Origin of the sequence: Fictibacillus phosphorivorans, from assembly GCF_001619875.1 — a bacterium.
GTDB classification, from domain to species: domain Bacteria; phylum Bacillota; class Bacilli; order Bacillales; family Fictibacillaceae; genus Fictibacillus; species Fictibacillus phosphorivorans_B.
In genome coordinates this window covers 25,131-37,926 of sequence record NZ_LRFC01000023.1, presented here as the reverse complement: position 1 = coordinate 37,926, position 12,796 = coordinate 25,131, and the positions used below count along the sequence as shown (strand labels likewise).

At 38.5% G+C, this 12,796-nt stretch carries 16 protein-coding genes and 1 other annotated feature (1 of these 17 running past the window's edge); all 16 genes read right to left on the bottom strand.

The window, feature by feature from the left end; all coding sequences use genetic code 11:
• Positions 1-217 (bottom strand) — a binding site (T-box leader) (it extends 14 nt beyond the left edge of the window).
• Positions 218-256: 39 nt separating this feature from the next.
• Positions 257-766, bottom strand: coding sequence for a DivIVA domain-containing protein (locus tag AWM68_RS09720; protein ID WP_066240582.1), 510 nt, complete (start codon positions 764-766; stop codon positions 257-259).
• Positions 767-842: 76 nt separating this feature from the next.
• Positions 843-1,616 (bottom strand): RNA-binding protein, encoded by a 774-nt coding sequence (locus AWM68_RS09715; RefSeq protein ID WP_066240579.1) that lies wholly within the window; start codon positions 1,614-1,616, stop codon positions 843-845.
• Between the two features lie 7 nt (positions 1,617-1,623).
• Entirely contained in the window at positions 1,624-1,899 is a 276-nt protein-coding gene (locus AWM68_RS09710) for a YggT family protein (RefSeq protein WP_066242415.1), read from the bottom strand.
• Positions 1,900-1,924: 25 nt separating this feature from the next.
• Positions 1,925-2,347 carry a cell division protein SepF gene (locus tag AWM68_RS09705; protein WP_066240575.1) on the bottom strand — a complete coding sequence of 141 codons (423 nt, stop codon included), beginning with the start codon at positions 2,345-2,347 and terminating at the stop codon, positions 1,925-1,927.
• A gap of 12 nt (positions 2,348-2,359) precedes the next feature.
• Entirely contained in the window at positions 2,360-3,040 is a 681-nt protein-coding gene (locus AWM68_RS09700) for a YggS family pyridoxal phosphate-dependent enzyme (protein WP_082820660.1), read from the bottom strand.
• On the bottom strand, positions 3,027-3,869 hold the full coding sequence (pgeF, locus tag AWM68_RS09695) for a peptidoglycan editing factor PgeF (RefSeq protein ID WP_066240573.1): 843 nt from the start codon (positions 3,867-3,869) through the stop codon (positions 3,027-3,029). The genes AWM68_RS09700 and pgeF overlap by 14 nt, the downstream gene beginning before the upstream one ends.
• Before the next feature lie 74 nt (positions 3,870-3,943).
• Positions 3,944-4,228, bottom strand: a complete 285-nt coding sequence (locus AWM68_RS09690; protein WP_066240570.1) for a YlmC/YmxH family sporulation protein — start codon at positions 4,226-4,228, stop codon at positions 3,944-3,946.
• Positions 4,229-4,319: 91 nt separating this feature from the next.
• A complete protein-coding gene (sigG, locus tag AWM68_RS09685) occupies positions 4,320-5,102 on the bottom strand; it encodes an RNA polymerase sporulation sigma factor SigG (RefSeq protein WP_066240567.1) in 783 nt (260 codons plus the stop codon).
• A 121-nt stretch (positions 5,103-5,223) separates the two neighbouring features.
• A complete protein-coding gene (gene sigE / locus AWM68_RS09680) occupies positions 5,224-5,946 on the bottom strand; it encodes an RNA polymerase sporulation sigma factor SigE (protein WP_066240564.1) in 723 nt (240 codons plus the stop codon).
• Positions 5,947-5,975: 29 nt separating this feature from the next.
• A complete protein-coding gene (gene spoIIGA / locus AWM68_RS09675) occupies positions 5,976-6,887 on the bottom strand; it encodes a sigma-E processing peptidase SpoIIGA (RefSeq protein WP_066240561.1) in 912 nt (303 codons plus the stop codon).
• A gap of 719 nt (positions 6,888-7,606) precedes the next feature.
• Positions 7,607-8,794, bottom strand: a complete 1,188-nt coding sequence (ftsZ, locus tag AWM68_RS09670; protein ID WP_066240558.1) for a cell division protein FtsZ — start codon at positions 8,792-8,794, stop codon at positions 7,607-7,609.
• Positions 8,795-8,826: 32 nt separating this feature from the next.
• Positions 8,827-10,110, bottom strand: a complete 1,284-nt coding sequence (gene ftsA / locus AWM68_RS09665) for a cell division protein FtsA (protein ID WP_066240556.1) — start codon at positions 10,108-10,110, stop codon at positions 8,827-8,829.
• A gap of 149 nt (positions 10,111-10,259) precedes the next feature.
• Entirely contained in the window at positions 10,260-10,613 is a 354-nt protein-coding gene (locus AWM68_RS09660) for a small basic family protein (protein WP_066240553.1), read from the bottom strand.
• Between the two features lies 1 nt (position 10,614).
• Positions 10,615-11,322, bottom strand: coding sequence for a DUF881 domain-containing protein (locus tag AWM68_RS09655; protein ID WP_197468159.1), 708 nt, complete (start codon positions 11,320-11,322; stop codon positions 10,615-10,617).
• A gap of 5 nt (positions 11,323-11,327) precedes the next feature.
• Complete coding sequence (locus AWM68_RS09650; RefSeq protein WP_066240546.1) at positions 11,328-12,023, bottom strand: DUF881 domain-containing protein; 696 nt, start codon at positions 12,021-12,023, stop codon at positions 11,328-11,330.
• On the bottom strand, positions 12,010-12,789 hold the full coding sequence (locus AWM68_RS09645) for a cell division protein FtsQ/DivIB (protein ID WP_066240543.1): 780 nt from the start codon (positions 12,787-12,789) through the stop codon (positions 12,010-12,012). Before AWM68_RS09645 ends, AWM68_RS09650 begins: the two co-directional genes overlap by 14 nt.
• Between the last annotated feature and the right edge of the window lie 7 nt (positions 12,790-12,796).

Here is a 12,796-nt window from a genome sequence, read left to right as displayed (position 1 = left end):
GGTTAACCCGCGGTACCACCCTAATAGGTTTATGATGAAGTCATAAAACCCGCTTAGTCATCCGTAGCGTGGATGAGGCGCTTGAACTTACTCTCAACTATTTCAGTCCAAGAACTCAGGGGTGATTTTCAAATACTTCACTATACTGGGCTCACACCGTTTCCCAGTTCGCTTAAATAGAAAGAAAGTATTTTACTGTCCCCGTCTTCGTCACATATTAATCTTAGAAAAGTATATGCGATTTTTTAATTGAATGTCAAGCTTCCGTCTTTACTTCCTGAAGTTCGTAACTCTCAAGATTTTCAGGAGCATTTAAAGAATCCCAGTCATCATTCTTCAACATTTCAAGCTGTGCTTCAATCAGCATTCTGAATCGCGTACGATAAACGGAAGACTGCTTTTTCAGTTCATCGATCTCCATTGAGATCTTTCTAGATTTAGACAGTGATTCATTGATGATTCGATCAGCGTTCTTTTCTGCCTCTTTAACAATTAAACGCGCTTCTTTTGTCGCTGTTCGTTTTACTTCTTCGCCTGTTTCTTGAGCAATTAGGATCGACTTATTTAGTGTTTCTTCAATATTTTTAAAATATGAAATTTTTTCTTCAAGGTTTGCAACCGTTTCCTCTAATTCTTTCTTTTCACGAATCACTGCTTCATAATCTTTAATGACTTGATCTAAAAAGTCATTTACCTCATCTTCACTATACCCTCTGAAACCTCTTGTGAATTCCTTGTTGTGGATATCCAATGGTGTTAAAGGCACAACGGCCACCTCCATAGATGCATTATTTTTTACCTAATTTCGACAAAATTTCTTGCATTCCTTCTTTAGCTGGAAATTATTTTAGTATTCCGTAGCGAATACGCCATTTTTCCTTTTTAGTCGTTCCTTCTATTGCAATCAGCTTGCTTCTGCCTAGCCCTCTTACTGAAAGTTCGTCCCCTTCCATCACTTCAGCTGCCACTTGTTCAGTAACTTTATGGTTCAATTTCACACGGCCCTGTTGAATGAATGGAGAAGCTTTTGCACGAGACAAGTTATAGATTTCAGCTACGATAACATCAAGACGAAGTGATGATACCGTACCATTTCTTTCGTCGTATTCGGTTTTCGCTTCAATTAACTGGTTTTCTTCTATAGGAAGCAGCTTTACACCCGTTCTTCCTATCTTCGTTAAATTCAACTCAATAAATCCTGCGATCTCGGCAGCACATATAAACTGAACGTTGTCACCAGAGATTAAAATATCTCCATACTTTCCCCGTTTCACTCCGATGTTCATTAGCGCACCTAATACGTCTCTATGTTCAATTGAAGAAAACTTTGAAGGATAATCGATATCATAACAAACCAATTGAAAGTCTTGCGTTTTAGCTTCCAAATAATCTGGATACAAAATCGCACGTTTTCGTTCAGAAAAAGAAGAGCCTCCCCATAAAGAGAGGCGTACATCCGTATCATTACCAACGATCGTTTTTATAATTTCCTGTTCACGTGGATCTAGAAATTCAGTCAGCTTCGGGCTGTATCGTTCAGTCACTTCTGACTTCCAATTCAATACACGATCAACAAACTCATGTTCTTCTGGTCTATAGTGCTGGTAAATACTCATAACAACCTTATATCGATCGAGCTAACATATTAGCAATTGCACTTACTCCAAAACGGGCAAAGTGCAGTGCCATTAGAGCTACGATTGGCGAAAGATCGATCATGCCAAGCGGAGGAATAATCTTACGGAATGGAGATAAATAAGGCTCTACAAGTCTTGCAATAACTTGCCCAATCGATGACTCACGAGCATTGGGAAACCAAGATAAAAGTATGTATCCGATTATCATGTAATAGTAGATTTGAATAAGGGTTAGTACTACATCTTCAACTGCATAAATCATGTTCAATAATCTTCACCTGCCTAATTTAATCTTCGTCCATCATTTCTGAAATCGTACCGGATACATCCACATTTTCTGGTGTGCACAAGAATGTATTTGGTCCTAGCTTTTGAATATCTCCACCAATTGCATAAACAGTTCCTGATAAAAAGTCTACGATGCGTTTTGCTTGATCATGCGGAATTCTTTGTAAATTCATAACAACCGCTCTTCGATTTTTTAATTGATCAGCGATGTCTTGAGCTTCTGCATATACGCGAGGCTCTACTAGTACAACTTTAACCTGCTGCTGAATGCTTTGAAGACTTACAACGTTCGGCTTTCCTTTTTTCGTATGAGAAGGTGTAATCTCTTCTTCTTCAGCTACTGACTCATCTTCGTACTCGTTATCATACTCATAATCATCCTCAAGATCAAAAAAGCGTTTGAATTTTGTTTTAATTCCCATTTATTCCACCTCCTAAAATTCTTTACCTACTAAGCTCGTCCCAATACGAATAAAAGTGGCTCCTTCTTCAACAGCAATTAAATAATCATTTGACATTCCCATTGATAACTCAGTGCAAGGAGCGTGCGGCATTTCCTTTTCCTGTATCTCCAATTGAAGCTGCTTCAATGTAGAAAAAACCTTCCTAATTAAAGCTTCATCATCCGTAAATGGTGCCATAGTCATCAGACCAGCAACTTTAATACGATCGTAGTCTCTTAGTTTATCGACAAAAGGAAGCACATCGTTTACTGCAAGTCCATGTTTAGAGTCTTCTTCAGCAATATTTACTTGTACAAAACATGAAATGGGCCTATCTGCTCGTTTTTGTATCTCTTTCGCTAAACTCAATCGATCTAGTGAATGAATGTAATCAACATGTTCTATAATATCTTTTACTTTCCTTGTTTGCAGAGTACCGATAAAGTGCCATTTAACAGATAGGTCATTTAGGAATTCTTTTTTTGTCAGAAGTCCTTCGACTCTGTTTTCTCCGATATGTTCAACACCTGCTAAAACAGCCTCTTTCGTCGTGTCGTTACTAACATATTTCGTTACAGCGATTAAATTAACGCCCTTTGGAGATCTGTTTTTTTTCTCGCAGGCAGTTTGAATGTCATTCATAATATGATTTCTATTTTCAACGATTCCCAAAGCCAGATAAATCTCCTTTCATGCCTATATAACTCATCATTCTTCCTGTTTTGCCTTTATCTTTACGGTGTGAAAAAAAGATATCATTCTCACAACTTGTACATTGCTCAGAAATAATTATGTTTTCCTGAAGCACACCAGCATGCATGAGTAATGATTCATTTAATTTCTTTAAATTCAGCTGAAATTTTCCGTTATCATTTTTCTTATAGATTTGACAGTCGTCTGTTCCATTTAAAGCTGCTTTCACTTCATTTATTACTCGATCATCTACTTCATAACAGCATTCTCCAATGGACGGTCCGATGGCAACTTGAATGGTTTTAACATCTACATTCTCTTTCTCAACCCAAATCTTAACCATTTCTGGTCCGATTTTTGCGACTGTTCCTTTCCAGCCAGCATGTGCAAGACCTACTAACTGTTCATTAGGCTCATAAAAATAAAGTGGAACACAATCAGCATAAAGAGAGGTTAAAAGAATATCTTCATCTGAAGTGTACAGAGCATCTGAATCTGGTATAGCCGTTTCAAAATCTAAGGAACCGTGACCACAAGTATTCATGGATACTTTTACGACCTTAGCACCATGAACTTGTTTTGAACTTACCCAGTTTTCAATAGGGAATCCGATTAACTCTGCAAACTTTTTTCGATTTTTTCGAACGATTTCTGGATTATCATCTACATGAAACCCCATGTTCATTGAATAAAAAGGCTCTGAACTATTCCCACCTTCACGCGTTGTAAAACCTGCAACAATTTTAGGATTTTGTTCTTGCCATTCAACGAGTTCAAGATGCTTTCCAGATTGTTTAAATGTGTTCATATGTATGTACTCCTCCTGGAAAGTTTTATCTTTATTTTAACACATTTTTTGGTGAGAAAGAAAAAAAGAACCGTTTATTTCATTTGATCAAACGGTTCTTTAACGTATTCATTTAGTTCGCTTGCTTCCATATGCCTAACCAATATAACATCCGCACCAATTTTTACGATATTTCGCCACGGTATCACAATGTCATTTTCTCTTGCGAAAAAACCAAGCATCTTACCCGCTCCAGGGATGATGATCGCATCTATCTTACCTGTATTTAGATTGATTTCAAGATCTGCTATATGACCGAGCTTTTTTCCGTTTGCTACGTTAACGACATCCTTCACTTGAAAATCTGATATTTTATTCATCCTCTAATCCCCCGCCTTTCTTTTCCATTATATGAAGGACAAAGCTGTTTCATGTTTATGGACAAAAATAAAAACCCGTATAAAACGGGTTTTAGCTGCTTTGAATATTTTTATTCATTTGTGAGATTGCTGCTTTTTCAAGCCTTGAAACTTGCGCTTGAGAGATTCCAATCTCATCTGCTACTTCCATTTGTGTTTTCCCTTGGAAGAAACGCATAGTAAGAATCATTTTTTCTCTGTCGTTCAAGCGCCGCATTCCTTCCTTTAACGCGATTTCTTCGATCCATTGCATATCCTTCGCCTTATCATCACTGATTTGGTCCATTACGAATATTGGATCTCCACCATCGTTATAGATCGGTTCAAAAAGCGATACCGGATCTTGGATAGCATCAAGCGCAAATACTACTTCTTCTTTTGGAACATCAAGTGCTTCTGCAATTTGTTGTGCTGTTGGTTCCCGAGATAATTTGTTCATAAGCTGGTCACGAACTTGCAGTGCTTTATAAGCGATATCCCTCAAGCTTCTCGAAACTCGAATCGGGTTATTGTCTCTCAGATATCGGCGAATTTCACCAATAATCATTGGCACTGCATAGGTAGAAAACTTAACATTCTGACCTAAATCAAAATTGTCGATCGACTTCATAAGTCCAATACAACCAACTTGAAATAAATCATCAACATGCTCTCCGCGGTTGTTGAATCTCTGAATTACACTCAGAACGAGCCTGAGGTTTCCATTAACCAAAGTTTCGCGTGCATCAGGGTCACCCTTATGCATCTTATCAAAAAGAATGCGCATCTCTGGATTTTTTAAAACAGGAAGCTTTGATGTGTCAACTCCGCAAATCTCAACTTTATTTCTTGTCAAGTCTTTTCCCTCCTGCCGGGAGCTAATTTCAAATTAAGTATCACCGAACGGAGGGAAATTTATGCAATTGTAAATTTTGATTAAAACTGTAAAAGAGTAATCATGCTATACGGAATAATGTCTAAACCATCTTATTAAATTCTTTTTGAAGCCTCTTAATAATTCGTTTTTCGAGTCTGGAAATATAGGATTGAGATATTCCGAGCATATCTGCTACATCTTTTTGCGTCTTTTCTTCACCGCCAGATAAACCAAAGCGAAGTTCCATAATCTGTTTTTCACGGTCATTTAAGGTAAACAGTGCTTTTAATAGTAACTTTCGATCAACATTTGCCTCAATTCGACGGGTAATGATATCGTCCTCTGTACCTAAAACATCCGAAAGCAAAAGTTCATTCCCGTCCCAATCGACATTTAAAGGTTCGTCAAAGGATACTTCAGAGCGTGTTTTATTATTTCGGCGCAAATACATCAATATTTCATTCTCAATACATCTGGAAGCATATGTGGCAAGTTTGATCTTTTTTTCTGGGTTAAACGTATTAACCGCTTTAATAAGACCGATTGTTCCAATACTGATTAAATCTTCTATGTTTATCCCTGTATTCTCAAATTTGCGCGCGATGTAAACAACAAGGCGAAGGTTTCGTTCAATTAGAAGTGATTTAGCTGCTTGGTCACCAGAAGGCAATTTTTCTAACAGAATGGCTTCTTCTTCTTTGCTTAATGGCGGTGGTAATGCTTCGTTACCACCAATGTAATAGATCTCATCCGACTTGAGTCCAAGTTTAAATAACAGCTTATACCAATACATTGTTAATTTAAGACGCCACTTATTGAACATAATAACTCCCCTTTCACCTTATCCTCATACTAAGACGCTTGTACATGTTGCAGGTACATCTTTGGGTGCACAATCGCATCAAATTGACCTTCACTAGATAATACCGTCCAGCTTAATCCAATTAAACTTTGAGGTGAAACAACCGGTTTTCCATCCTTCTCAATTTCAATGTGATCTGGTTTTAGACATGCTAAAAATTGCTGATGCCCCACAGCTCGATAGGGTACGATTCTAAGTCTGTTAAGCCAAGGATGCTCGTTTTCACCGGTGTCCATTGACAGGACATCCTTTGCCGCACTTTGGATAATTTCAGGAAATGAATTCCCATGAATGTTCATATCAAGAATCATTACAGGCATTTTTGAAATCGGATCATATAATTTATTACCAGTATCAATAAGTCCATTTGCAGTAATAATGACTTCTCCTATTGAGATTTTTACAGAGACAAAACTATTGGAATCCATTTTTTCCACAGCAATGTCATCAACTCTTCTCTTAGAGAAATACATGAGAGCAGGTACACCAACTGCAACAAATAGCCAGCTTATCGGATCACCCATACCTGTGCTTTTTGTTGTAATAACTCCATTCATAATCACAGCATCACTTTGCATAAAGTAATGAAGAGCAAAAATTCCACCGCCTGTTACAAAAGAGACAAAATAAAACATGGCAATATTCTTCAGTACAAATTTAAACCGTTTAAATCCAAATGCAATAATCATGATCACAATTGAGAAAAGAAACTTTAAGACCGGCTGTGAAAATAACATAAGTTCTGGGTAGATCACTAGAAACACATAACAAGATGCTACTAGTGAGGCAAGAAGGATTCTTGTTTTCGATGCATTGCGCTTAAGCACATACGCTGTTAGAGAAATCAATACATAATCAATGCAGAAATTAAGAAACCAAATGACGTCCAAATATAGGGTCATTGGTTTTCTCCTTTCTTAATTTTGAAATTAGTATAACGTATAGGTTGTTTGAAAGTCTGTCAGTTTATGAGAGAAGTATTGTTCTTATTTTCTCTTTTTTTGTCAAAAAAACTTATATGTTAGATATACGCTTGAAGGACAAGAATATGACAAAATTAAACGCTTTTTTTGTCATCCTTGCTGCACTTGGAAGTGGTTGATTTCCGTTTCAGGTGCTCGCTTTCCGCGGGGCAGGCGGTGAGCCACATTTGTACGTTTCACTCTTAAGTGTCTCACCTGCCCGCCTGTCCTAGCCGAGAGTCTCGCACCTTACACTCCAATCAACGGTACAATTAAGCATTTCATAAACCCTCTTTGCAGCAACATTTTACTTGTCAAGTATCACTGTTGTAGAGAAAGACAAAAGCAATAATTTTTTGCTGTTTTCTATAGTTTGTTGATTTTGAATGTTCTAATCTTATTTCATTCTCTTCATTTGCATGTTGATTGGAGCGCAAGGTTGCCGACTCCTACGGGACGAGCGGTCAGGTGGAGACTCCTAAAGGCGCAAAGCGGCAGGAGGCTCACCGTACGCCCCGTGGAAAGCGAGCAACCTGGAGCGGAAATCAACTACTAACATTAGCAACAATGAATAAGAAAACTGCACTAAGAAAGGGATTTTGACAAAAACAAAAAAAGCATGCTCTCGTTTTCTCGAGAACATGCTTGTATTTTTGCATTTATCTTCTTCTGTTACGGCTGCGGTTACGCAGGAATGTTGGAATATCTAGCGTGTCTGAATCAGCGTTTGTATAAGAAGTGCCTCTTGATTCTGACTGACTTTCTTCGCGTGATTGACCTTGTGATTGGTTCTGTGGCTGCGATTGGCTTTGTGAAGAATGAGATTGGCTAGATGCAGGAGGCTGCTGCATTCTTGGACGTTCTGCTCTCTGCTGGTTATTCACCATTTTCTCAGCCTCATCAAAACCTGTTGCGATTACCGTTACTAAAATCTCATCTTTTAGCTCTTCATTGATTACAGAACCGAAGATCATATTTACTTCAGGGTCTGAAGCAGAAGATACAATATCAGCGGCTTCGTTAACTTCATAAAGACTCAAGTTTGCTCCACCCGTAATATTCATCAACACACCTTTTGCTCCATCGATAGAAGTTTCAAGAAGTGGAGATGAGATGGCTTTTTTCGCTGCTTCAGCGGCACGGTTTTCACCTGTACCAACACCAATACCCATAAGTGCTGATCCACGTTCAGTCATGATCGTTTTCACGTCTGCAAAGTCTAGGTTGATCAATCCTGGTACTGCGATCAAATCTGAGATACCTTGTACACCTTGACGAAGAACGTTATCTGCTTCACGGAATGCTTCTAACATTGGTGTATTCTTGTCAACGATCTCAAGCAAACGATCATTTGGAATCACGATAAGCGTATCTACTTTTTCTTTCAAAACAGAGATTCCGCCTACAGCTTGTGTAGAACGTTTACGCCCTTCAAACGTGAATGGTCTAGTCACAACACCAACTGTAAGAGCTCCAAGGTCTTTAGCGATCTCAGCTACTACAGGTGCTGCACCTGTTCCAGTACCTCCGCCCATTCCAGCAGTTACGAAAACCATATCAGCACCGCTAAGTGCTTCTTCAATCTGCTCACGGCTTTCTTCTGCAGCTTTCTTTCCAATATCAGGATTTGCGCCTGCACCTAATCCTCTAGTCAATTTTGTTCCAATTTGCATTTTCACTGGAGCTTTTGAAAGATTTAGTGCTTGAGCATCTGTGTTAACACAAATAAACTCTACTCCTTGTACACCGTGCTCAATCATTCGGTTAACCGCGTTGCTTCCGCCGCCGCCAACACCAATAACTTTAATTGTCGCCAATTGATCCATATTCATATCAAACTCTAACATGAGCGTTCCTCCTAATGACTAGTTCCTTAATGTTATTCGAAAAATAAACCAAACCAGTCTTTGACTTTTGATTTCATGCCACCAGGCTGTTTTTCTTGAGCCGGCTTTTGGCTGGATTGTTGTTTCTTCTTAGGTAAAGGTTCTCCAGCATTTTCAGCTAATGCAGAAGCAACTTCTTTACCTTGGACTTTAATGTTTTTGTGCGTGAATTGAATTAATCCAACTCCAGCTGTGAATTTCGGTTCCCTAACTCCGATATAATCCGGCAATGAAACTCTAACATTCTGCTGGAAGATATCTTGTGCGAGTTCGAGTACACCAGGAATGGCAGCAACCCCACCTGTAATAACAAAACCGCCCGGCAATTCGGAATATCCGCGCTGATGCAATTCATCGTCGATCATCTCAAATATTTCAGCCATGCGGGCCTCAATAATTAAAGAGAGTTCATATTGAGAGATTTCCTGGTCTTGTGAAGAACCAATTTGTGAAACAGTAAATGTCTCATCCTTTGATGCATAATCCACAAATGAATGACCATGCTTCAATTTAATTTTCTCTGCATCCTCAGCAGATGTCCTTAAACCAATTGAAATATCTTTTGTAATAAAGTCTCCGCCGATTGGAAGAACAGAAGTAAGCTGCATTGTGCCCTGGTCAAAAACAGAAAGCGTTGTTGATCCACCGCCAATATCGATTAATGCAACTCCAAGTTCCATCTCATCTCGTGAAAGTGCAATTGATGATGTAGCCAATGGCTCTAAACAAATATCCGCCACTGTAAGTCCTGCCCGCTCCACGCAACGTAATAAATTATGTAGGATTGTCTTGGAACCAGTAATAACCGTTCCTTCCATCTCAAGGCGCACACCTAACATGCCTCTCGGATCAATAATCTCATCTGTTCCATCAACAATGAACTGTCGAGGGATCACATCTATAATTTCTCTTTCTGGAGGCACAGACATCACTTGGGCTGCCTCTATTACTCTAGCAATATCATCATCACCAATTTCACGGTCTTCTCTTGATACTGCTACTACACCATGACAAGGCTGAAGTTGAATATGATTTCCTTTCACACCTACAATTACAGCATTAATCGGAATACCTAACATTCTTTCTGCCTGCTCTACGGCCTTCCGTATGGAACGAACAGTTTCATCAATATCTACAATGGAACCTTTTCTGATTCCAGCTGATTTTGCATGGCCAACACCAATAACATTAAAGGATTCACTGGTCATTTCTCCAATGATTACCTTAATATTGGATGTACCGATGTCTAAACTTACATAAATTTCATTGCTGTTCATTCTGTGGCACCTCCTAACCTTTCATCCATTAAATCCTCTTCACCTTTATAAGATGAATAATTAATTTTCCTTGATTTTCGCTTAATTATGGAATAAATTCCACAAACAACGGGGTATCCCTCTTTTTTTTTACCGTTTTTTCAAATTTTTTAGGCCTTTTTGCGTGAATCTGACCATTTTGAAATAATTAATCGCCTGATAACAGCAATATTATTAAACAACCTTACACCAAACGCAAAAATTGCAGCTAAATACAGGTCAATACCAAGGTGTACTCCTAAATAAGCGAGCCCGGCAGCCAGTAAAATATTAAAGAAAAAACCTGTAATGAACACTTTATCTTCAAAACTGCCTTGAAGGTGTGCACGGATACCACCAAAAAGTGTATCCAATGCAGCCAATACAGCTATTGATAAATAATTTGAGTATTCAGGAGGGACCCGGATATCAGACATGAAACCCAATAAGAGACCTAATAATAGTCCAAGTACCGGTAACCACATCTTAAGTTTCCTCCTTTGCCGGTTTCATAAACTTAACTTTCATACTTTTATCAAAGGCTGGCAGAATAACTTTTGCTGCTGGAGAGGATTCCACAAGGAAATTTTCTCGTATAAACTCTTCTACAGCAGGTGAAGCAATGATCTTCTGGTGAAGTTTTTCATTGTCTTTTGCCAGTACTCTGATTTCGATTGGAAAAGAAGAAACAGGCTCATTATTTATATAAATGTTTCCATTTACTTCCCGGATCGGTGTTTTAGATACGATACGCTGGCCATCAATACTGATTTCTTTAGCATCATATCTATTTAATTCATTAACAAGTCTTCTTAGCATATCAGGATCAATTTTCGGCAGAGGGCGATCTACTCCAATTAGCTCGTCATTAAAAGGTTCGATCGTTATCACGATTCCTTGTCCGCTAACTGTGGTTAATCCGGCCTGTTTTTTTAAATCTGACAGTGCATTTTCCATTGCCTGGATTTTTTCTTCCTTACCATCACCTTGATACTGATTTAAAAGTTCACTATATTGTTCAAGTTCCTCATTAAGCTCCTGCTGACGCTGTTTTTCTTTTTCCAAATCAGCTCTTAAATCCCATAGATCTCTAGTGTCTCGAACGATAGGGTTGTTTGTGGTCTCAAATTGGATCGCCAGCATTCCGCCGATAATGAGGGCAATTGTTGCAAACATGAATTGTCTTTCTTTCAAGTCACTCATCCCTCTTCTGTAATAAATGGCTCCATCTCGATCGCGCTTTCTTTTTCCACCCTTACTTCCACACCATCATTTACAATTTTATTAACTAGATATAAATTTAAAGACTTTTCCAAAGTGGAAGAATTACCGATAGCGGTAATGACAAAGGGTGCAGGATATTGATTGCCATCCACAGATACAACAGGTCCGATACACGCGATATACGTGTCATGAGAAATTCTCTGTCCGTTTATCGCAATCGCTTCTGCACCTGATACGTGCAGTTCGTCAATAACACTTCTAATATGTTCTTCATGGACGATATAATCGTTAGGATTCGCCCCTTCTGGAATATAAGAGGAGTCTTGAAGAGTAACTTCTACTCCCTCCCCTTTCACTTTCACGTTTCCAACTATCATTCTGAGCTCATTTAAATCTTCAACTAGTTTAGAAGATATCTCCTCTTGATTAGCCAGCTTGCTTTCTTTTTTCTGAACATTCTGCTGCAGCCCCTGAAGTTCGACTGCTAGTTCGCGATTTGTCTTTTGAAGATTAAGAATCTGGCTTCGCAACGAATCTTCTTTTTTCCATTCATTGTTTTGAACAACATTGTGCTTTTCAATCTGTGCTCTTTGGTAGGAGAAGGATAATATGAACCCGGTAACTAGAAGGATTAGTGACAAAAAAAGATGCTTCCCACTAATTTTGCTCATTACTTTCCTCCGTAACTGCTCGGTTGTATCTTTCAAAGCGTGTGCTGATTCCTAAATAAAACGTGCCTTTTTCTTCAGGCTTCAACTCATCCACTAAAGACGGATATGCAGAAAGCCTTTCAGAGAACTTCGGAATCGAAGTGACAACTTTGTTGCCATCTGTCATAAACAAAGTTAGTTGATTAGATTGATTTGAAGCAGGTGTATGCGTTATCTCGGAAATCCGATGTATGATTCCCTCTGGAAGCTTTTGAAGTTCCTGTGCCATCGTTTCAAGCTGTTCAGGATCTTCCCAGCTCACGATGATTGGAGCATTTACTGGTCTCTCATTCTTTTTAAGAGGTTCTAACATTTTTCCGTTCTGAAGCATCGGATAATATGTATTTTCTTTTCTAAAATAACCAACCCGCTGGAATTCACTAACTTTGATAACTACTTGGTTAAAAAACTTTTTTTCAACAGATACCGAACTGATCTCGTTGATGCTTTCTAACCTTTTCGCAATGTCGTCCTCTGAAACATTTAAGTATTTTGTTTTTGTAGAAACCTTACTTTTTTTCAAAATGTCATTATCGGTTACAAAATAGTTGCCTGAGACCGTAATTTTTTTCACATGACTTAGGTCAGATTGAAAATAAACAACGACCATTAATAACAGGAAGAAAAAGGACAAGTAAAATATAAGACGGCGATTTGCTTTTTGTTTACGGTGTTCTTTCAGCTTCGGAATTCGGTCCTCAATTTTGACAACCTTTACCTTGTCCATCCTCTTC

What these genes read in the sequence shown, in the direction of transcription:
- AWM68_RS09715 (WP_066240579.1), bottom strand. Translation starts at nt 1,616, where the DNA reads ATGAGTATTTACCAGCACTATAGACCAGAAGAACATGAGTTTGTTGAT.
- AWM68_RS09710 (WP_066242415.1), bottom strand. Translation starts at nt 1,899, where the DNA reads ATGATTTATGCAGTTGAAGATGTAGTACTAACCCTTATTCAAATCTAC.
- AWM68_RS09705 (WP_066240575.1), bottom strand. Translation starts at nt 2,347, where the DNA reads ATGGGAATTAAAACAAAATTCAAACGCTTTTTTGATCTTGAGGATGAT.
- pgeF (WP_066240573.1), bottom strand. Translation starts at nt 3,869, where the DNA reads ATGAACACATTTAAACAATCTGGAAAGCATCTTGAACTCGTTGAATGG.
- AWM68_RS09690 (WP_066240570.1), bottom strand. Translation starts at nt 4,228, where the DNA reads ATGAATAAAATATCAGATTTTCAAGTGAAGGATGTCGTTAACGTAGCA.
- sigE (WP_066240564.1), bottom strand. Translation starts at nt 5,946, where the DNA reads ATGTTCAATAAGTGGCGTCTTAAATTAACAATGTATTGGTATAAGCTG.
- spoIIGA (WP_066240561.1), bottom strand. Translation starts at nt 6,887, where the DNA reads ATGACCCTATATTTGGACGTCATTTGGTTTCTTAATTTCTGCATTGAT.
- ftsZ (WP_066240558.1), bottom strand. Translation starts at nt 8,794, where the DNA reads ATGTTAGAGTTTGATATGAATATGGATCAATTGGCGACAATTAAAGTT.
- ftsA (WP_066240556.1), bottom strand. Translation starts at nt 10,110, where the DNA reads ATGAACAGCAATGAAATTTATGTAAGTTTAGACATCGGTACATCCAAT.
- AWM68_RS09660 (WP_066240553.1), bottom strand. Translation starts at nt 10,613, where the DNA reads ATGTGGTTACCGGTACTTGGACTATTATTAGGTCTCTTATTGGGTTTC.
- AWM68_RS09650 (WP_066240546.1), bottom strand. Translation starts at nt 12,023, where the DNA reads ATGAGCAAAATTAGTGGGAAGCATCTTTTTTTGTCACTAATCCTTCTA.
- AWM68_RS09645 (WP_066240543.1), bottom strand. Translation starts at nt 12,789, where the DNA reads ATGGACAAGGTAAAGGTTGTCAAAATTGAGGACCGAATTCCGAAGCTG.